Annotated in this window: 19 protein-coding genes; 10 read left to right on the forward strand and 9 right to left on the reverse strand. The window is 43.8% G+C overall.

Translation table 11 applies throughout. The features are described from left to right. Window positions 1-9: 9 nt before the first annotated feature. From C3420_RS07925 to C3420_RS07935, 3 genes are all read right to left on the reverse strand, one after another. A complete protein-coding gene (locus tag C3420_RS07925; RefSeq protein WP_004813293.1) occupies window positions 10-459 on the reverse strand; it encodes an ammonium transporter in 450 nt (149 codons plus the stop codon). A 70-nt stretch (window positions 460-529) separates the two neighbouring features. Beyond that, window positions 530-1,528, reverse strand: a complete 999-nt coding sequence (locus tag C3420_RS07930; RefSeq protein ID WP_103800276.1) for a hypothetical protein — start codon at window positions 1,526-1,528, stop codon at window positions 530-532. A gap of 178 nt (window positions 1,529-1,706) precedes the next feature. Next, window positions 1,707-1,952: a SlyX family protein gene (locus C3420_RS07935; RefSeq protein ID WP_004813295.1), complete on the reverse strand. Its 246-nt coding sequence runs from the start codon at window positions 1,950-1,952 to the stop codon at window positions 1,707-1,709. Between the two features lie 35 nt (window positions 1,953-1,987). Here C3420_RS07935 and C3420_RS07940 point away from each other — a divergent pair, with 35 nt between their 5' ends. Continuing rightward, window positions 1,988-3,898: an ATP-binding cassette domain-containing protein gene (locus C3420_RS07940; RefSeq protein WP_005220838.1), complete on the forward strand. Its 1,911-nt coding sequence runs from the start codon at window positions 1,988-1,990 to the stop codon at window positions 3,896-3,898. 122 nt (window positions 3,899-4,020) lie between these two features. Beyond that, window positions 4,021-4,956, forward strand: coding sequence for a hypothetical protein (locus C3420_RS07945; protein ID WP_004813297.1), 936 nt, complete (start codon window positions 4,021-4,023; stop codon window positions 4,954-4,956). Window positions 4,957-5,723: 767 nt separating this feature from the next. On the opposite strand, the gene C3420_RS07955 is transcribed toward C3420_RS07945, so the two are convergent. Then, window positions 5,724-6,851 carry an endonuclease/exonuclease/phosphatase family protein gene (locus tag C3420_RS07955; protein WP_103800277.1) on the reverse strand — a complete coding sequence of 376 codons (1,128 nt, stop codon included), beginning with the start codon at window positions 6,849-6,851 and terminating at the stop codon, window positions 5,724-5,726. Between the two features lie 189 nt (window positions 6,852-7,040). Here C3420_RS07955 and asd point away from each other — a divergent pair, with 189 nt between their 5' ends. From asd to truA, 5 genes are all read left to right on the forward strand, one after another. Then, a complete protein-coding gene (asd, locus tag C3420_RS07960) occupies window positions 7,041-8,159 on the forward strand; it encodes an aspartate-semialdehyde dehydrogenase (protein WP_103800278.1) in 1,119 nt (372 codons plus the stop codon). 141 nt (window positions 8,160-8,300) lie between these two features. Next, complete coding sequence (locus C3420_RS07965) at window positions 8,301-9,881, forward strand: hypothetical protein (protein WP_103800279.1); 1,581 nt, start codon at window positions 8,301-8,303, stop codon at window positions 9,879-9,881. Between the two features lie 73 nt (window positions 9,882-9,954). Beyond that, complete coding sequence (locus C3420_RS07970; protein WP_103800280.1) at window positions 9,955-11,364, forward strand: hypothetical protein; 1,410 nt, start codon at window positions 9,955-9,957, stop codon at window positions 11,362-11,364. Between the two features lie 45 nt (window positions 11,365-11,409). After that, complete coding sequence (locus C3420_RS07975) at window positions 11,410-12,378, forward strand: asparaginase domain-containing protein (RefSeq protein ID WP_171294456.1); 969 nt, start codon at window positions 11,410-11,412, stop codon at window positions 12,376-12,378. 18 nt (window positions 12,379-12,396) lie between these two features. Next, window positions 12,397-13,194 (forward strand): tRNA pseudouridine(38-40) synthase TruA, encoded by a 798-nt coding sequence (gene truA, locus C3420_RS07980; protein WP_103800282.1) that lies wholly within the window; start codon window positions 12,397-12,399, stop codon window positions 13,192-13,194. 87 nt (window positions 13,195-13,281) lie between these two features. On the opposite strand, the gene C3420_RS07985 is transcribed toward truA, so the two are convergent. Further along, window positions 13,282-14,289: an AraC family transcriptional regulator gene (locus C3420_RS07985; RefSeq protein ID WP_071320561.1), complete on the reverse strand. Its 1,008-nt coding sequence runs from the start codon at window positions 14,287-14,289 to the stop codon at window positions 13,282-13,284. 231 nt (window positions 14,290-14,520) lie between these two features. Here C3420_RS07985 and infA point away from each other — a divergent pair, with 231 nt between their 5' ends. The 3 genes from infA to C3420_RS08000 all read left to right on the forward strand — a co-directional run bounded on the left by infA (window position 14,521) and on the right by C3420_RS08000 (window position 15,834). Further along, window positions 14,521-14,742, forward strand: a complete 222-nt coding sequence (infA, locus tag C3420_RS07990; RefSeq protein ID WP_001284370.1) for a translation initiation factor IF-1 — start codon at window positions 14,521-14,523, stop codon at window positions 14,740-14,742. Between the two features lie 148 nt (window positions 14,743-14,890). Continuing rightward, window positions 14,891-15,271, forward strand: coding sequence for a hypothetical protein (locus tag C3420_RS07995; RefSeq protein ID WP_103800283.1), 381 nt, complete (start codon window positions 14,891-14,893; stop codon window positions 15,269-15,271). Between the two features lie 152 nt (window positions 15,272-15,423). After that, complete coding sequence (locus C3420_RS08000) at window positions 15,424-15,834, forward strand: hypothetical protein (RefSeq protein ID WP_004890341.1); 411 nt, start codon at window positions 15,424-15,426, stop codon at window positions 15,832-15,834. Window positions 15,835-15,898: 64 nt separating this feature from the next. On the opposite strand, the gene leuB is transcribed toward C3420_RS08000, so the two are convergent. The 4 genes from leuB to leuC form a co-directional block, all read right to left on the reverse strand. Further along, entirely contained in the window at window positions 15,899-16,978 is a 1,080-nt protein-coding gene (gene leuB / locus C3420_RS08005; protein ID WP_103800284.1) for a 3-isopropylmalate dehydrogenase, read from the reverse strand. Window positions 16,979-17,018: 40 nt separating this feature from the next. Next, window positions 17,019-17,582: a hypothetical protein gene (locus C3420_RS08010; protein WP_004813328.1), complete on the reverse strand. Its 564-nt coding sequence runs from the start codon at window positions 17,580-17,582 to the stop codon at window positions 17,019-17,021. Window positions 17,583-17,668: 86 nt separating this feature from the next. After that, the gene (gene leuD, locus C3420_RS08015; RefSeq protein WP_004813330.1) at window positions 17,669-18,319 is read right to left on the reverse strand and encodes a 3-isopropylmalate dehydratase small subunit; all 651 of its coding nucleotides are present in this window, start codon (window positions 18,317-18,319) and stop codon (window positions 17,669-17,671) included. A 21-nt stretch (window positions 18,320-18,340) separates the two neighbouring features. Beyond that, on the reverse strand, window positions 18,341-19,774 hold the full coding sequence (leuC, locus tag C3420_RS08020) for a 3-isopropylmalate dehydratase large subunit (protein ID WP_103800285.1): 1,434 nt from the start codon (window positions 19,772-19,774) through the stop codon (window positions 18,341-18,343). Window positions 19,775-19,997: the final 223 nt, after the last annotated feature.

A 19,997-nucleotide genomic window follows, 5' to 3' on the forward strand; every position in this document is an offset into this window, starting at 1 on the left:
TCTAAAAAATTAAAGTTCAGCCAAGGAATGTAATAGTGCCTTGATGTCATCGAGCTGGGCCGCTTTTAGATCAGCTTCTTCATCCCAATACAGTCCAACACAGTTTGCCTGCATATCAATAGCATAAATGCCTTTTAATGCAATGGGAAAATCTTTAAATTTGTCATCGCCTTGTACCAGCTCAAGCTTTTGATCGACCACACGGGCACGCATCAGTGGCAAACGTGCGTCTGGTATCAGCACACTATAATAAGCCACCATACTGGCACGCTTTTCAGTGGCCATCGGCACTTTGGTCCAGTCAGGAGCCACAACCAGACGTGGGTGTAATCCCATCTTGCGGGCTTTCTCACGCATCATGCCCAAAGCTCTTTCTCGTGGGCTGACACGCAGACCAAAAATAGATCCCAGTACAAATACAATGATGACGACAGCAACCCAGATTCCTGTATTTTCCATAGCTCAACCTTTATGTTCTATTATTAGAGTTGCATAAGCTCAATATAAAACGCAAGTTTGCGCGACAAAATTAATTCAGGAACATCTCATGGCTGTAGAGAACTTCATGACCATTCCAGTAAATATAGCCTTTCTCCAGCAGTTCCTTCAGCAATAAACGCACATCGGATTTTGGAAATAACTGTTCCAGTAAATCTCGCAATTCATAAATATCTTTAGGCTTGTCACCTTGCAGTTCACGCAGCTTGCGTGCCACTTCCATCTGTACCGGATCAATGCGGTCAAAGTTTTTGAACAATCCCTGTTGTGCAGACTGAATGGCAGATTGTTCTTCAATGACTTTTTCTGGCTCTTCCGGGGTCAATTCAGCAATGGCCTGACTCAGATCAAGCGATGTAGTTGGTGCAGCAGACAGATCCAGTTGTGACCATTGCTTTAATACCTTTTTACGGAAGGCAATCTGATCTTCATAGCGTTTTACAATCTTGAGGTTAATCAGCATTCCGACTACATGCTGCGCTTTACCTGGCAGTACTTGCAAAATATTTGCCACAGAATTTTTCAGGCTTTCCAATGTGGTTGGCTTGCCTGGCATTTTCGCCAGTGCATCACAATATTTTTTCACCAGTTGTAAAGCGGGTTTCTGCTGAATGGTGTCGAGACTTGGGATCTTGAATTTAGGAGAGATTTTTTTATCCTGTTCCGGTTCTGCCTGTACCTGAATCAGGCTACAGCTAATGTCAGATGCAATCAGCATTTGCATCAGCATTTCACTGCTGTCCATGGCTGAAATCAGTTCTACATGGGTATCCGGTTCCAGCAGCGCCATCAGCTGCCCGACAATGACGGCATATTCATATTCACGGTGTTCAGCTTCAGGAATGTCCAGAATGACCACTTGCCCACTGGCGATCCATCCCGCTAGTTCGGTCAGATCTTCTAGTTCAAATTCAAACTTGCCGGCACAGCTAAACAGGTACAAGATTGGATAATGCTTGGTGATTTCACGTAATAGAGTGGCGGTCGGGAAATTATTTTCAAGATCGAGTAAAACAACTTTCTGTGACATGGAACACCAATCTGAACAAAACCTGGAAGCGCTATTAGAGGGGCAAGCGTGAAAAAGGTCAAATTATTTTCAGCATGGCTAGTTTTACTGACTAGGATTACCCTGCTGAAACAAAGCATAAACCCATTAAAGCGAAAACCCTCACAATCGAGGGTTTTCTACATGACCAATTACATAATTAATAATGCGGTGGTCGATCAATAATCGGGTCGAATTCTGCAATGCCTTCGGACAAATCTGCCGACTCAACACGTTGATATAACAGCGTCATTTGCTTCTGAAGATTGATGATTTCCAGATTCTGCCTGGTCACCTGCTGATTCAACTGTTCAACTAAATCGTCCAAAAATGCAATTCGGACTTGCAAATCTTCAATGGGTGCGGAAAATGACGCCTGTTCATTTAGATTTTGTTGTTTAGTCATTTTAAGTCCTCATCATAGGATTTCAGGAAACCATTATGGCATATATTACCCTAAGGGACGTCCAACTCGCGTTTGGCGGACCTGCACTGCTCGACGGCGCTAACTTTAATTTAGAACGCGGTGAACGAGTGTGTTTGATTGGCCGTAATGGTGAAGGTAAGTCTACCTTACTTAAACTGATTGAAGGAAGCCTGTTACCTGACAGTGGTGAAGTTTCCTTACAAAATGGCATCACAATTTCCATGTTGGCCCAAGACGTGCCGATGGATTCAGGCAAAGTCGCCGATATCGTGGCGGATGGCGCAGGTGAAGCATCAGAAGTTCTACGTGCTTATCATGAAGCCAGCGAAGCCTGCGTACTGGGTGATATGGAAGCTTGTGACCGCATGGGTTCATTGCAGCACAAGATGGATCAGCTGGATGGCTGGGCTTTAGAAACCAAGGTGAACTCTATCCTGAGTAAAATGGGCCTAGATCCGGATGCAGACCTTGCCGATTTATCCGGTGGTCGTAAGCGTCGTGTACTGCTGGCTCGTGCCCTGCTCACTCAACCAGACGTTCTGTTACTTGATGAACCGACCAACCATCTGGACGTGGAAAGTATTGAATGGTTAGAGAAATTCCTGCTCGATCAAAATAATTTAACGCTTCTGTTTATTTCGCATGACCGTTCATTTGTAGACAGCATTGCAACCCGTATTGTTGAACTGGATCGTGGTACATTGCGTAGCTACGAAGGTAACTATTCACGTTATCTCGAGCTTAAAGCACAGCAGATGGAAGCCGAAGAAAAGCAGAATGCGCTGTTTGACAAGCGTCTTGCTGAAGAGGAAGTATGGATTCGCCAGGGAATTAAAGCGCGTCGTACCCGTAACGAAGGTCGTGTCCGTGCGCTTAAAGCATTACGCGAAGAATCAAAAGCACGCCGCTCACAACAAGGTAAAGTGAGCATGGCAACTCAGGATGCGAGCCGTTCTGGTAAAGTCGTATTTGAGATTGAACATCTCAGCGTGAAATTTGGTGACAATGCACCAATCATTAATGACTTCTCGGCACTGGTAATGCGTGGCGACCGTATTGGTTTAGTCGGTGATAACGGTGTTGGTAAAACCACCCTGATTAAAGCGATTTTAGGCCAGCTTGAGCATGGCGGCACGGTGAAAACTGGTACACAGCTTGAAGTGGCTTATTTTGACCAGTTACGTAACGTACTGGATCTGGAAAAATCGGTAAAAGATAACGTCGCTGAAGGTTCTGACCATGTTGACATCAATGGCAGCCGTCGTCATATCTATAGCTATTTACAAGATTTCCTGTTCTCGCCTGAACGTGCCCGTACACCGGTAAAAGCGCTGTCTGGTGGTGAACGTAACCGTATTTTGCTGGCAAAGCTTTTGCTTAAACCATCAAACCTGATTGTGATGGACGAACCAACCAATGATCTGGATATGGTGACCCTTGAACTATTAGAAGAAATGTTAAGTGGCTATAAAGGCACATTACTGCTGATCTCGCATGACCGTGCCTTTATGGACAATGTCGTGACCTCAACCTGGGTATTTGATGGTAAAGGCAATATTGATGAATACATCGGTGGTTATCAGGATTATTTAGAACAGCGACCAAACCAGACAGCGGTCGATCAAAAATCTGCCGTTAAAAAAGCCGCAGCCAAAGCTGAAGCCGCAGCGGCTGCCGCTGCTCCTGCACCGAAAAAGGTGAAACTCAGCTACAAAGATCAACGTGAACTTGAACAATTGCCTGCAGAAATCGAAGCACTGGAAAGTGAACAGGCTGAACTTTCTGACAAACTGGCAGATGGCTCATGGTTTGTGAAAGATGCAGCAGCAGCGACCAAGGCATCTGAACGTCTAGGTGAAATTGACGAGATTTTGCTGGAAAAAATGGAACGCTGGGATGAACTGGAAAATATGACCAAAGGTTAAGTTTTCTATTTCTCCAATGCCAAGCATCTGTATTCGTACAGATGCTTTTTTTATTTTCACTTTTTTGTTTCAAAAAGCTCTTCTGCTACACTGCAGATATCTTGAGGTTTAAATAGCAGATTATGAGTAAAAAGCCAGATTACCAACCCGGTGAATTTCAGTGGGCCTTCCTGTCTCCCCAGTATTGGGGCATATGGATTGGCATTGTATTCCTGATGATTCTGGCGATTTTACCTTGGGCGATTCAGTACCGTCTGGCTTCTTTACTGGGTAGCTTAAGTTTTAAATATCTCAAATCTCGCCGTGAAACTACAGTGCGCAATCTGGAAGTGTGTTTTCCAGAATGGTCTGCGCAAGAAGTGCAGGAAAATTCCCGTCAGGTCTTTATTGACCAGATGCTCGGTGTGTTTGAAACCTTAAATGCCTGGTACACGCCAAAGTGGTTTAAAGGCCGTGTAACTATTGAAGGTCTGGAATATATCCAGCAAGCACAAGCTGAAGGAAAAGGTGCATTATTACTCGGTACGCACTCTACCCTGCTGGATGCTGGCGGCTACCTGTGTGCCCAATATTTTGAACCGGATGTCGTCTATCGTCCGCAGAATAACCCCTTGCTGGATATGCTGATTTATCGCTGCCGCGCCACAATTTATGCCAACCAGATTGACCATGATGATATGCGTGGTCTGGTGCGTAATCTGAAAAATGGACATGCGATCTGGTACAGCCCGGATCAGGATTTCGGTTTAAAACAAGGCGTAATGGCACCATTTTTTGGCGTTCCTGCTGCAACCGTGACCGCACACCGTCGTTTATTAAAAATGACCAAAGCCGCTGCGATCCCACTGTATTTCTACCGTCACGGCGATATCAAAAATCCAAAATATCATGTCCTGATTGAGCCACCCGTTGAAAACCTGCCAAGCGCAGATGAACTGGATGATGCCACTCGCGTGAACCAGATTATTGAACGCCAGTTACGGATCGCCCCAACGCAATATATGTGGTTTCATCGCCGTTTTAAGACCCGCCCACAGGGTTATGATTCGATTTATTGAGTTCTCAAGCTCTTTAATCATGGATTAATGATTTGTTCCCTGACAAATCCACATGGCTTCAGTCTGTCCGCCACGACTAAAGCTTGATAAAAGCCGGTAGCATGCTGGTCAGCAGCTAAAATTTTTTGATGAAATCCTGAATAATGCTTCTAGCATGGCCTGCATAATTCGGCGACCAATGCCCTACCCTTGTAATTCTGAATGAACCAGTAAATGGGAAAATACATCACCAGTTAGCCATCAGAAATGGTATTACCGAGTCCAACCGGTCAACCATTCATACCGGCAGTCACAAGACTATGGGAATGGTTCAAGGCTTCTAAAAGCATTTGCGGTTTTTTTAGCTGCTGACTATTGATTGGCACAATAGGGTTTAAGTACTTCAAATTCCTGGGCTGAGTCACTGTCAGAAATAATAAACTGCATGCACGTTTTTCAGAAATTATTTCAACTCTATAAATTGTTTTAATAATCAATTAAATAAAAAAGAAAATTAAAGCTCTAAAATAGTTTAACCCGGGCTCTACATCCTGTAAAAACCCGGGTTAATGAGGTTGTGCTTTCAACATTTTAATTCTTGGTTTTTTGTGATTTCCATTTCATCATCATATCCATGATGTCTTCATTCAGCTTCGTCTTCCTTATGAGAAATTCCCTTCTCGACTCCCTGTGCTGATATAAGCAGAATATTGGAATCATCGAGGAATAAATATCGTTTAAGACCCCAATTTGTGTAAGCCATTTCGTACACTTTTCCGATAAATCCATCACACTTTTGAGCCATTTTTGTAGGTTTGAGCAATTTCATCCGTGACTATTTTTTCTTCTTTCTCAGCTTTTTCAATACCTTCTTGTATAGCTTCCTGAGCCTGTTGCTCATCTTCTTCAGTCTGTTCCAGTTCTTCTTGTACATGATCAAAGACTCGCCCGGTTTGTAGTACCACAAACACCGGAAAATGATCCGAGCCCACATGTGGCAAACGCTCCATATGGACTAAAGCAAAGTCGGTACTGTGGAAGACATGGTCAAGTGACCAGCGGAACATCGGATAATTGGCATGAAAGGTATTGACATAACGGCGCCCGACACGCGGGTCGAGCAAGCCACTAATACGCTGAAACAAACGTGTAGTACGTGACCAGGCGACATCATTCAGATCCCCCATCACAATACAGCTTTCATCGAGATCCTTGATTTGATCGCCAACAATCAGCAATTCAGCATCACGCAGTTTCGAGTCCTTGGCTTCAGTCGGACTTGGCGGTTTTGGATGTAGGCAATATAACTGAACCGGATGGCCAGAACGTAAAGTGACTGTGGTATGAATCGAAGGAATTTCATTACTCAAAATAAATTTCACTTCGGTGTCGCTGAGTTTTAATTTACTGTAGAGATGCATCCCATACAGGTTATCCAAGGGCACAGGTACACGGTAAGGATAGTCCGCTTCAATCACTGAGAGTTGTTTCTGCCATTCGGAATTGGTTTCCAGCGTCAGTACCAGATCTGGAGTTAAATTTTGAATCTGTTCGAGTAATAGATGATATTTTTCATTGGTCATTAACACGTTAGAAACCAGTAAAGAAATTTGTTTGCTTGGATCCAGTTGCTGCCGTTTGACCTTCTTCACCTGTTTCTTCCAGATAAAGGTATAAGGCAAGACCATCTTCAACTGGTAGGCTTGTGCCGCGACTAGTCCTACAAAAATAATTTGGTCTATCAAGGTCCAGGAATGCTCCCAGAATATATAAAGTCCTAGTGCAATGAAGCCAATAATCAGAATTTGTAGTCGCGGGAAATCGGCGCCACGGATCCACCATTCATCACGAGGAATCAGGGACCAGAAACTGAGCCAGATGACCAGCACTGACAATATCTGAATAAACAAAATCATAAAGTGACTCTTTTTACTATGTTGTTATTTTTTCTAGAAGAAAATCTGCGTTATCAATTTTGTATGTAACATAAACAAGATATTTCGCTCAATATTATTGATGTTTCTATTGTGTAGCTATTGCAGTTGAGTCCCTTTTTGGTACACTCGAACCCCCTTTAATTTTTTAACGCACCGAGGCAAAGTGACATGAAAGTAGGTCTGGTCGGTTGGCGCGGGATGGTTGGTTCCGTCCTAATGCAACGTATGGTTGAAGAGAATGATTTTGCTCATTTTGAGCCATTCTATTTCTCTACCAGTAATGCAGGTGGTGAAGCACCGGCATTTGGTGGTAAAACTGCCCCAGCACTTATGGATGCGACAGACATTGATCGTCTGAAGCAAATGGATGTCATTATTACCTGCCAAGGTGGCGATTATACCACTGCGGTTTTCCCTCAGCTGAAAGCTGCAGGCTGGAATGGTTACTGGATTGACGCTGCGTCTACCCTGCGTATGGATGATGAAGCAATCATCGTACTTGACCCGGTTAACCTGAACGTGATCAAAGATGGCCTAGTGAAAGGTACTAAAACTTTCGTTGGCGGTAACTGTACGGTTTCCCTGATGCTGATGGGTTTAGGTTCTCTCTTCCAGAATAACCTGGTGGAATGGGCAACTTCGATGACCTATCAGGCGGCATCTGGTGCAGGTGCACAAAACATGCGTGAGCTGATCACAGGCATGGGTTACCTGTATAACAATACTAAAGACCTACTTGATGATCCTCGCTCTCCAATTTTGGACATCGATTCTAAAATTGCTGAATTACAACGTGGTGAAGGCTTCCCGTCTGCAAACTTTGGTGTACCGCTAGCTGGTTCTCTGATTCCATATATCGACAAGCAGCTGGAAAGCGGCCAGTCGAAAGAAGAATGGAAAGGTCAGGTTGAAACCAACAAGATCCTAGGCAACCAGCAGATCGTTCCAATCGATGGTCACTGTGTACGTATCGGTGCGATGCGCTGTCACTCTCAGGCAATTACCTTGAAGCTAAAACGTGACGTACCTTTGAATGAAATCGAAGATATGATCCGTCAGTCTAGCCAATGGGCAAAAGTGGTACCAAATACACGTGAAGCATCAATGACTGATCTGACGCCTGTTGCAGTAACCGGTACATTAACTGTTCCAGTCGGCCGTCTGCGTAAAATGAACATGGGTAAAGAATACCTGGGTGCATTCACTGTAGGTGACCAGTTACTTTGGGGTGCTGCTGAGCCTTTACGCCGTATGCTACGCATTCTGATCGATTATAAAAATGCTTAATTAAGCACGTTATAATCAATCTAAAAGCCGATCTTTATTGATCGGCTTTTTTGTGTCACTATCAAGAAAATAGTTGAACAAACATAGACATCCCAATCATCGAGTCATACTGCCCATAATATGACCGATGCTGAGCCTAGAATGAAGATGACTGTATATAAAAAATTTAAAATTGCTACTTTAACCATGATGATGGCACAGCCTGTTTTTGCAATCACGGTTGAGCCAGTTCAGGTTCAATCGGCACCCGGGGAATTACTCTATGCGGAAATGAATTTCCGTCAGTCAGATATCAATATACCGATTGAAGTGAGTTTAGCTACGCCAGAAGATTTAATGACGCTGGGCACTACACATCAACCTCCCGGGCATCTTAATTTTTTTACCCGTCGTAGTAGCAATGGAACAGGTGTGATTACTATTACCTCTTCACGCCCAATCACTCAAAATGATCTGAATTTTGTAGTTAAGGTTAAAGAAGGCAATGCAGCACGCTTACAACATATCAAGACCACACTCAAACCCAAGACAGATCTGCTAAAAGCTTCAATCAGCGCGAATGAACGAACATTAACCCCAGTCGTGGTGGTGAATGAAAATGAAATTGGTTTAAATTTACCTGTCAGTACGCAATACAAGACTGCAGCAGCGAATACCAAGGCTCTGGAAAAACTATTGGCTGTACAGCGTCTTGCTCCACCACCATTATCACCAAACTCTATCCCTCAGACAACATCGATAACGACTCCCGCTGTTCAGGCTCCAGCCAAGGTTGAGGAAGCTATTACAGCTGTGAATACGCGTCCAGTCACAAGTACTTTGACACCACCAATCGCTGAACCGGCAATGCCAGCTATTCAACAAAAGCCTCTAGCCTCAAATAGTCTGCAAAAAAATCCAGTCACTACCACAGCTCAAGCAAAAACTCAGATAGCACAAGCTGCTTCAGCAGCGCCTGTTGCACAGCAGAATCAAGATATACCAGCTCAAAAAGTACAAAATCAAAAGCCAGTGGCAACCTATCCTGCTGCTGCGCCACAATCCAATTCCAGCGACCCATTAGTTAAAAAATATGCCGAAGAACAAGTCGCAAAACAGAAGCAAGTCACTCCTAAAAAACCGCCTCAAGCAGCTTCGGCTCCAGTGCAACACTCCCCTCAAGCGAGCCCGACATCTACTGCAAAAGCAAGTTATGTGGTTCAATCCAATGAATCTCTCTGGAAAATTGCTGCACGTATTGCTCAGGAACAAAACCGCGGTGTCGGTGAAGTCATGCAGCAAATTAAAAAAAATAATGAACAGGCCTTTATTGGCGGAGATGCGAATCGCCTGAAGCGTGGTGCGGCACTGAATTTGAATATTGCGCCCGCACAAAAACAGCCAATTACCGTCAAGACATCTGAGCTTGCACAAGTTCAGAATAAGGCTAAAGGCAGTACCAAATATCGTTTAAATCAAGCTGAAATGAGCCTGGTTGCTGAGAACCAACAAGAAACTAAGCAACTTTCTGCAAATCAAAACACATTAGACCGTCAAACATCGAAAGAGTTGTCATTAAAAGTTATGACAGTTCGAGAAAAAACCGTTAAATTACAGAGAAACGTAACTGAATTAGAATTGGCGCTTAATCAGAAGGATCAGAGAATTCAATTATTAAATGCCCGTCTTGCCCGACTGCAACAGCAGTTGAAAGCACAACAGGCAGATAAAAAAGCCAATTAACTAATCATTACATACATTGATTTACAGGGATGAGTGGATATATGGAGCCCTCTATCTCTAAGGGGTACTTATCATGCTGATTTATGTGATTCCATTAATTTTATTGATCATCGTTCTGATCGTAGTCAAAAAACGTCAGGATGCTCAAGGGTCAGATAAACCAAAGGCAACTACAGCAAAAGCGAGAAAAACCACCAGTTCAGCACGGACTATTCCAGCAAAAACCCGGGTGGTTGAAGAAGTTGCAGCGAACCCTCAGGAAGCTATTGCTCTTTCAGCAGATCTGCGCAAGAAAATTGAGCGCCTGATCAATGAAGGAAATTTCTTTGCCGCTGAAGCGCAAATCAATCAGGCACTCAAAAAAGACAACCGCCAGCATGAACTGTATCTGTTGCTCCTTGATATCCATATTCAGCAGAAAGATGAATTTGCCATTTCCCAATTAATCACGCATGTCCGTTCACTCAGCCTGGATGACATTCTTACGCAGGCAGAAGCGAAAAAGGCAGAGTTTGAAAATTCAGCTATGCCGACCAAGGATACACTGGGTTTCCCTTCTGCGCAGTTAAGCGCTGGCTCATCAGTAACTGAGACAGCATCTATAGACAACACTGCTGCCTTTGAAAAGCTATCCCCAACCCACAGCCCAGTAGTTAATGACCTCGCTTTTGATGAACTGCAACAAGAAAATAAGCTTCAAAAAACTGTATTTGAGCCGGCGCCATCACAGAATGATATCCAGCCGCTGGAATTTAATTTTGAGCCCACTCTGACTAAACCGGCAAGTGATGCAGCCCAGGATCTGCCAGGAGCTACAGGTTTAGAGTTTAACTTCTCTGACGCTCCTGCATCCGAGCCTACACCCAAGACAACATCAGATACTGCCCCATCTGCATTAAACTTTAGCTTTGACTTAGATAGCTCAACAAAAGCTGAAACTGAAATTGCACCTGCTGCCGAGCCTGAAACTGCCGCACCGGTTATGGATTTTAAGCTTGACTTAGGCAGCTTAGAAAAACCAGAAGTGACACCAGTACCTACTGCAGAATCAGTTCAACCTCTTGATTTTTCTTTCTCGGCAGATACAACGTCAACCACAGAAACTCAGCCAGAAATCGCAGTACCAGAATTTGATTTATCAGGTTTAACTACACATGAACCTATAAGTCCAGCAGTCCCTACTGTCTCAGAATTGGACTTTAAACTGGATGCCGTTCCTGAAAAACCAGCCAGTGCTGCAATCAGTTTTGATATTCCATCTGCGCCCGTTACTTCAACCGTTCATCAAAATGATCCACTGGTTCAATCATTCCCTGAATTAACGGAAACGGATGAGGTAGTATTAAATCTGGAATTGGCAGAGCAGTATATCCAATTGGGTGCCTATGATGCCGCACGTGAAATCCTGACAGAAAAGGAAGCGGACTACAGTCCACAACAACGCACCCATGTTGATCAATTACTGAATCGAATCGCTTCTTAAGTAAATTCGTTCTACACTAAAGCAGTCACTATGGCTGCTTTTTTTATGATGAAAAATATTGCATTGATTTATATGGGAGGTACGTTTGGATGCGTTGGTGATCCACTCGCTCCTATGCCTGCCGAATCTTTTTTTATAAAACTAAAAGAATTATTGCATGAAGACACGCATTTGGTAGAGTGCTTCTGCGCCCCTGTAATTAAGGACAGCAGTGCATGTACTGCTCCTGACTGGCTAGCCTTGATTCAGTTTATTCAGCAACTGCAGGCTCAGGATTATCAGCGCTTTGTTATCATTCATGGTACAGATACCATGAGCTATGCCTGTGCCGTGCTGGCGCATCTTTTAGGGCAATCTGCCTATGTTGTTTTAACCGGTAGCCAGTACCCATTATTAAATGCAGCTGGCAAACAGCCACGCGAATTCAGTGATGCTTTGGATAACCTATGCTTTGCTCTAGATTCTGTACAGCAGGTCGAGATGGGCGTTTATCTGGCATTTAACCAGGAACTGGTTCATGGCAGAACAGCGTTAAAGCAACATACTACTGAACTCAAGGCCTTTGCTGGCATAGATGCAGAAGTAAAAATTCCACCGCAACTATATACACATAGCATTACTGCACAAGATTTGATTAAGGCACAGCAATTTAATTGCCTGAGTATCATGATGCAGCCAATTGGGCTAGATCAGCAGCTTCATAACCTTAAGCAATTATTGGCTTCACCTCCAGACTTCCTGATTCTGCAGGGCTTTGGCACAGGAAATCTCGCAGTTAATCCTGATCTCATTCAGCTCTTTGATGATTTCTATAATGCTGGCTGTGCTGTAGTTTTGACTACACAGGTACCTTTCGGGAGCACAGACCAACGCTATGCTATTGCAGAATGGGTACAGGACTGCCGGATTTTACTCAATGATGCCTATGGCCATGCCGATCTATATGCAAAAGCCCTGAAAATGTATTTACAATACGACAGCGTGGAGCAATGGCATCACCATTGGTCTGATTAGTTGAATCTTGAGGTGAATATGCAGCGTTTTGCAGTCGGTATTGAATTTAGTGGAGCACACTACAGAGGTTGGCAAACCCAACAGCCCGGCGTAGCAAGCGTGCAGGAAACGATTGAAAAGGTTCTGTCTAAAGTCGCCAATGAAACTATTATCCTGCATGGTGCAGGTCGAACTGATGCCGGCGTGCATGCCACCAATATGGTTGCTCACTTCGATACCTCTGCTGATCGCTCCGAATATGGCTGGTTACGCGGCTGTAATAGTCAGCTGCCTAAAGATATTGCAATTCAGTGGATTCAGGAAATGGACATGGATTTCCATGCCCGTTTTAAAGCCCAAGCCCGTCGTTATCGTTATGTAGTCTACAATCACCCTGTGCGTTCTGCGCTATTGCATAAACAGGTCACCCATATCCATTACGATTTAGATGTCGACAAGATGATTAAGGCTGCGACAAAGTTTGAAGGCACACATAATTTCGAAAGTTTCCGTGCCTCTGCCTGTCAATCCAATCAACCTGTACGCCATGTGCATCACTGTCGCCTAATTCGTCATGGTCACTATCTGGTCCTGGATATTCAGGCTGATGGCTTCCTGCATCATATGGTGCGCAACATCATGGGCTGTTTGCTGGAAATTGGTCAGGGCATGTATGACATCGATCAGATTGATGCCATCTTTGCTGCACAAGACCGCAAAGCAGCAGGTGTGACTGCACCACCAGATGGACTCTACTTTATTCAGGCGCATTATCCTGAACAATTTAATTTACCAAAAGTGCCTTTAGGACCACATTGGTTAAACATACCAGAATAATTGAATCCTTTTTATTCATTTACCTCCCCTACCCCCTTCTAGAAGGAGAGAAAATTCCTTCCTTTTTAAAGGGAGGTTAGGAGGGATTTAACGCTGTTTGCGCTTTCTATATTCCACTGGCGTTTCATTGGTCCAACGCTTAAAAGCACGATAGAAGGTACTTGGCTCGGAGAAACCGGTCAGATAAACAATCCGCTCTACACTTTCACTGGTTCCTGCCAGTAAGCGTTTAGCCAGACGACAACGATAATCCGAAAGGATCTGCTGAAAACTGGTATTGGCTTCACTCAGCTGGGTACGCAAACGGCGAGGGGTAATATTCAGCTGGGCAGCGACTGTTTCTAGCGTGGTTTCCCCACTTTCCAAGGTTGAGCCAATGGCACGGCGAACTTCACCCACCAGATCATAACGTGCCAGCTCTTGCAGCTTTTCAATTGCTAACTGCTCATGCAGCTGGAGTAATTCTGGTTCTGCCTGCCAAAGCGGATATTCAAGAATACTTGGATCAAAATAAAGACGTGTTTCTTTCTGTCCCAGACTTACTGGACATTCATAGACACGGAAGTATTCATCATCAGTTGCACCTTTAGAAAAATTGAAGTCGATATAAATCGGTTCAAAACGTCCCTCGGTAATAAATTTAAAGAAACGCAGTACACCAGACATGGCACATTCAGTGAAATGGCGATTGACGATGTTTTCGGCAAAAAGCTGCTCACCATTGGTCAAATAACAGCGGTCATCTTCCACGACCAGTTGCGCATGGAAGGCATCACTGATGAGGCGCTGGTAAGCCAAGGCACGTTTTAGCCCTTCACCAAAGTTTTCTGATGAAATAAACAAATGCTCAATGACCTGACCACGGTAAAGTGGCAGGTGTTCACCCAAATGTAAGCCGATATCAGGGTCTTTGCTGACCTCTTCTGCCGCGACCCAGAATGCATACTGTGCACTCAACGGGGTACGGTCATTGGCTTCAACCTGGTTTAAGGCAACTCCTGCTTTAGTAAGCAATTCTTCGGTTGGCAAACCCGCACGACGTATCGCCTGGTAGCCTAATCGCAGTACAACCGATGCATCTGTTAGCTGACCCACTCAAAAACCTTCCTTGTATGTGCTTCATTTATACCTAAAAAGATATTTTTTAGATTAACTGTGATTGACCAAACTGACAACATCAACAAGCAGTTTTTTAGTTAAAATATTTGTACTGATGCTTCGCTTATTTTGCTTTCAGATGATCAGTCTAAAGCCTGCTATGCCTTGTGTTATACGAAAAAATTGACTATAATTTGCGCCTTTCTAATTTATTCTTTTAGGTAGGCTATGGCCAATAAAGAGGAACTCATCGAGTTCGAAGGCGTTGTCACCGAGACGCTTCCTAATACTATGTTCCGTGTACGTTTAGAAAACGGTCACGAAGTGATTGCTCATATCTCTGGTAAAATGCGTAAACACTACATCCGTATTTTGACTGGCGACAGTGTAAAAGTGGAGATGACTCCTTACGACTTAACTAAGGGTCGCATCACTTATCGTGCACGCTAAGATTTAGCGTCAGTAAAAAAAGCCACTGATCAGGGTGGCTTTTTTTGTGACTTTAATTATTCATTATTTACCAATAAATAAAACAATTTGACATAGCCTGAGAATTACAAGACTATTCAATTTAATTAAAACAATATTTATAAAAATAATGAATATGAAATATTTGACTCTGCTTTCCAGCTTGTCTCTTGTTGCATGTGCTACAGGCAGCAATCAGCATCTGCATCATTCTCTACAGCCCTATATCGGTCAAACTGCCGCACAGGTTCGCAGCCAACTTGATCTTCGTGCAATGGGATTTAAAATCTCTCAGCACCCCATTCAAACAGCAGACTTTCTCAGTTATACTATTTTCCGGGATGTGAATATTCCGATGGGTACACCTAATATTAGTCAAAGTATCTCCCCTGGTGCACCAATTCCAATGCCTTCGAATGGAGGTTATAACATTAAGATGAAATGCCAAATCTGGTTTGACTTGAAAGATGAAATTGTTCAGGACATTCGTTATACCGGTAAAGCTTGCTAAACTGTGTCCAGTGAAGTTTAAAACCTGTATGAGATTTAATGAGAGGTCCAATTTATCAGGATACTTCTCTCTACCGTGTGTCAAATTACAACAATAAGCTCGTTTTCTCCTCGCTACAATAACCGCAATGGCTTTTGTAGGAGTCAGAAAATATGTTATCTGCATTTCGCCAAATGAAACTCGTGTTACCAGGCATGCTTCTGCTGTTGTCTGCATGTACGCATACGCCTACCCTGTCTCAAGCCGAACGTGACGCTTATTTACAGCAGTATATTGGACAGTCTAGCCAAACCATTTATGCCAATCTGGATTTAAGCAAACTCGGCTACCAGCAGGTAAATGAACCTGTACTTTCAGCCGGGCAACTGGTCTATATCGTGCAGCGTCCCGTTGCACTTCCACTCTCTGTCGCTCAGCATCCGGTTGCCGGCACTGGAACCGTACCCATTCCGGTGACACATAGTCCATCGCGTGGCTATGACGTAAACCTGCAATGTAAAATTGTTTTTGAACTCAAGGACAATATTGCACAAGCAGTGAAATATACCGGCCGAACCTGTTAATTCAGCAGACACAAAAAAACGCAGCCTGAGCTGCGTTTTTTATTGATCAGTTCTGGAGTGAAATTTAGTTCAATGCAGCAACTACTGCCTGGCCCATTTCCACTGTACCGACTTTGCTCATGCTTTCGGACATAATATCCGCAGTACGTAAACCTTGATCCAATACATGACCTACTGCATCTTCAATTGCTTTTGCAGCCGCTTCTTCACGGAAGGTGTAACGCAGCATCATTGCAACAGACAGAATGGTTGCCAATGGATTTGCTAGGTTTTGACCTGCGATGTCTGGTGCAGAACCATGACATGGTTCATACATGCCTTTGCCATTCTCATCTAGAGAAGCAGATGGCAACATACCAATTGAACCCGTTAACATTGCCGCTTCGTCAGACAGAATGTCACCGAACAGGTTAGAAGTGACAATTACGTCAAACTGTTTAGGCGCACGTACCAACTGCATTGCAGCATTGTCGACATACATATGCGACAGGTTGATGTCTGGATATTGCTCTTCTTTCAATGCAGTAACGGTTTGTTTCCAAAGCTCAGTCACTTCAAGCACGTTTGCTTTATCGACTGAACATACTTTACCGCCACGCAGACTGGCAAGTTCAAATGCAACTTTGGCAATACGCTTGATTTCAGACTCTGAATACACATCAGTGTTAAAACCTTGTTTTTCACCATTTTCCAGTTCACGGATACCACGTGGTTGACCGAAGTAGATACCACCTGTCAATTCACGTACGATCAGGATATCTAGACCAGCTACAATTTCAGGTTTCAGGCTAGATGCATCAGCAAGTTGCGGATAGAGAATCGCCGGACGCAGGTTCGCGAACAGGTTCAGTTCACTACGCAATTTTAACAGACCACGTTCAGGACGAATTGAGCGTTCAATCTTATCCCATTTAGGACCACCCACAGCGCCAAGCAGAATTGCATCAGCTTTTTTCGCCTGCTCAGACGTCACATCTGGATAAGGTGCACCATGTGCATCAATCGCAGCACCACCCAACAGGCCATGTTCCCAGCTTAGATCTAAATTAAATTTTTCATTTACGCGAGTCAGCACTTGCTCTGCTGCTTTCACAATTTCAGGACCGATGCCGTCACCAGCTAAAATCAAAATTTGTTTAGACATGAGATATTCCATTTATAAAGTCAGCATTTCACTGACTGGGTTAAATTTTCTGTTCTACAAACTCGGCAATGCCAGTTTCAACATTGTATGGCTTGCAGAAGCGTCGAATTATTTTGGTGTTCTGCAACAGATCTACACACAGTGGATCAGGTGCAGAGGCCTGCAATAAGCTGGTGTTTCGAGTCGAGCGCTGGCGATACATCTTAAAGGTGTACTTATGCTTGGCCTGAAAGTTCTGGAATACATGTAGAACTTCGGCCTTATCCGGACTAATCGGATAAAAGCGTACCACCAGTTCATGCTGCCCCGCGGGTACCGACAGGTAAACCGGATTAGGCTCTTTCAGGCTTTTTGCTTGTAAACGCACAAGCTTGAGCTTGAGCGCTTCACTCTCCACATGTCGCTTTTCAGCATTGATGATCTTGATATCATCCATACGTTCAAAATTACAATCGTGGGTACCTGAACAATAAATCAGGGCATCTGAACTATTTACAGCCGAATCTGACAATTTCTTCAACTGTATCGTATCGATGGTCTGACATGCTGTCATTAACATCGAAACCGTACCCAATGCAAATAACTGTTTCCAATAGCTGGCCATGCTGAATGTCTAACCCAAACGAAATTTCCATGATTTCACGATATTAGCAAGGGTTAGACTTTCCCGCTATGACAATTTAACTAGATTTAGCCACTAATTTCTGCAAATACCCAAGGGCGAGATCGTTTGGTTTTTTCTTCATAAGCTCGAATCGCATCAGCATCCTGCAAAGTTAAACCGATGTCATCCAAACCGTTTAAAAGACAATGCTTGCGGAATGGATCAACTTCAAACTTGAAGCTTTCACCTGCCGGGGTACGCACTTCTTGCGCTGCAAGATCAATCGTTAATTGATAACCTTCAGTCGCAGCGCATTCTCTAAATAACTGATCAACAATTTCTTCAGACAGGATTACTGGCAACATGCCGTTTTTAAAACTGTTATTGAAGAAAATATCCGCATAGCTTGGTGCAATCACGGTACGGAAACCGTATTCATTCAATGCCCATGGCGCATGCTCGCGACTTGAACCACAACCAAAGTTTGCACGTGAAATTAAAATTGATGCACCTTGGTAACGGGGTTTGTTTAACTCAAAATCAGGGTTTAAGGGACGTTTTGAATTATCCTGACCTAAATAACCTTCATCCAGGTAACGCAATTCATCAAATAAATTTTCACCAAAACCGGTACGTTTGATCGATTTTAAAAACTGTTTTGGAATAATTAAGTCGGTATCTACATTGGCACGGTCTAATGGTGCAACGATACCTTGTTCAACGGTATAAGCTTTCATGTCTTTGCTCCTACTAGCCGATTAGAATGAACGTACATCAACAAAGTGACCGGCAATTGCTGCTGCTGCTGCCATTGCTGGGCTCACCAAGTGGGTACGACCGCCATTGCCCTGACGACCTTCGAAGTTACGGTTCGAGGTAGATGCACAGTGCTCGCCCGGCTGTAACTTATCAGCGTTCATGGCCAAGCACATTGAACAACCCGGCTCACGCCATTCAAAGCCTGCTTCAATCAGGATTTTATCTAAACCTTCAGCTTCAGCTTGTGCTTTGACCAAACCAGAACCTGGAACGACCATCGCCTGTTTAATGCTCGGTGCAACCTTTTTACCTTTCGCCACTTCAGCCGCAGCACGAATATCTTCAATACGTGAATTGGTACAAGAGCCGATAAATACACGGTCTAACTGGATATCAGACAAGGCCTGACCAGCAGTTAAACCCATGTATTGATAAGCACGTGTCCAGTCATTGCGTTGTACGTCATCTTTTGCCTGTTCTAAAGTAGGCACTGCCTGAGAGACTGGAATCACCATTTCAGGAGAAGTCCCCCAAGATACTTGTGGTTCAATCTCTTCACCTTGTAATACCACAACGGTATCAAAGTGCGCACCTTCATCAGAATGCAAGGTATTCCAGTAAGCAACGGCTTGATCCCACTGCTCACCTTTCGGTGCATATGGACGGTTTTTCACATATTCAATGGTTTTATCATCGACTGCGACCATACCAACACGGGCACCGCCTTCGATCGCCATATTACATACGGTCATACGACCTTCGATCGACATGTCGTGGAATACTTGACCGCCAAATTCGATGGCATGGCCTGTACCGCCCGCAGTCCCGATTTTGCCAATGATGGCTAAAACCACATCTTTTGGAGTTACGCCTTGACCCAATTTTCCGTCAACGCGCACCAACATGTTTTTCATTTTCTTTTGAACCAGGCATTGGGTTGCCAATACATGTTCAACTTCAGAAGTTCCGATACCATGTGCCAAACAGCCGAAGGCACCATGCGTTGCAGTGTGTGAGTCACCGCACACAACCGTCATCCCAGGCAAGGTCAAGCCCTGTTCTGGACCCACAACATGCGCAATACCTTGGCGAACATCATTAATGTCAAACTGCACCACATTAAAAGTTTTACAGTTGTCATCTAAGGTTTGTACCTGGATACGTGAAGTTTCATCTTCAATCCCAGAAATACCTTCTGAACGTTCTTTGGTAGAAGTCGGTACGTTATGGTCTGGCGTTGCCACGTTCGCGCTTAAACGCCATGGTTTACGACCCGCCAGTTGTAAGCCTTCGAATGCCTGCGGAGAAGTTACTTCATGCAATAAATGACGGTCGATATAAAGTAAAGCTGAACCATCGTCACGCTGTTTTACTAAATGGTCATCCCATAACTTATCGTATAATGTTTTTGCTGTTTGGGTCTCGCCTGCCATGTCGATGTACTCCACTGGACTGGGTAAATTCTATCTCTAATTTTGATTATATCGCTGCGGTCACATAAATCTAATTTATCATTTTTATTAGTTAATAAACTTTTTGGAATCTTTAAAATTGGATTCTAAACAGACCAATATTGATTTTTATTTAATCTAATTTTCCGATCATTTTTTGCAAAATATACGTTTTTACAAATTAAATGAGAATTATTATTATTTA

The sequence above is a fragment of the Acinetobacter sp. ACNIH3 genome, from assembly GCF_002918965.1.
Lineage (GTDB): Bacteria > Pseudomonadota > Gammaproteobacteria > Pseudomonadales > Moraxellaceae > Acinetobacter > Acinetobacter schindleri.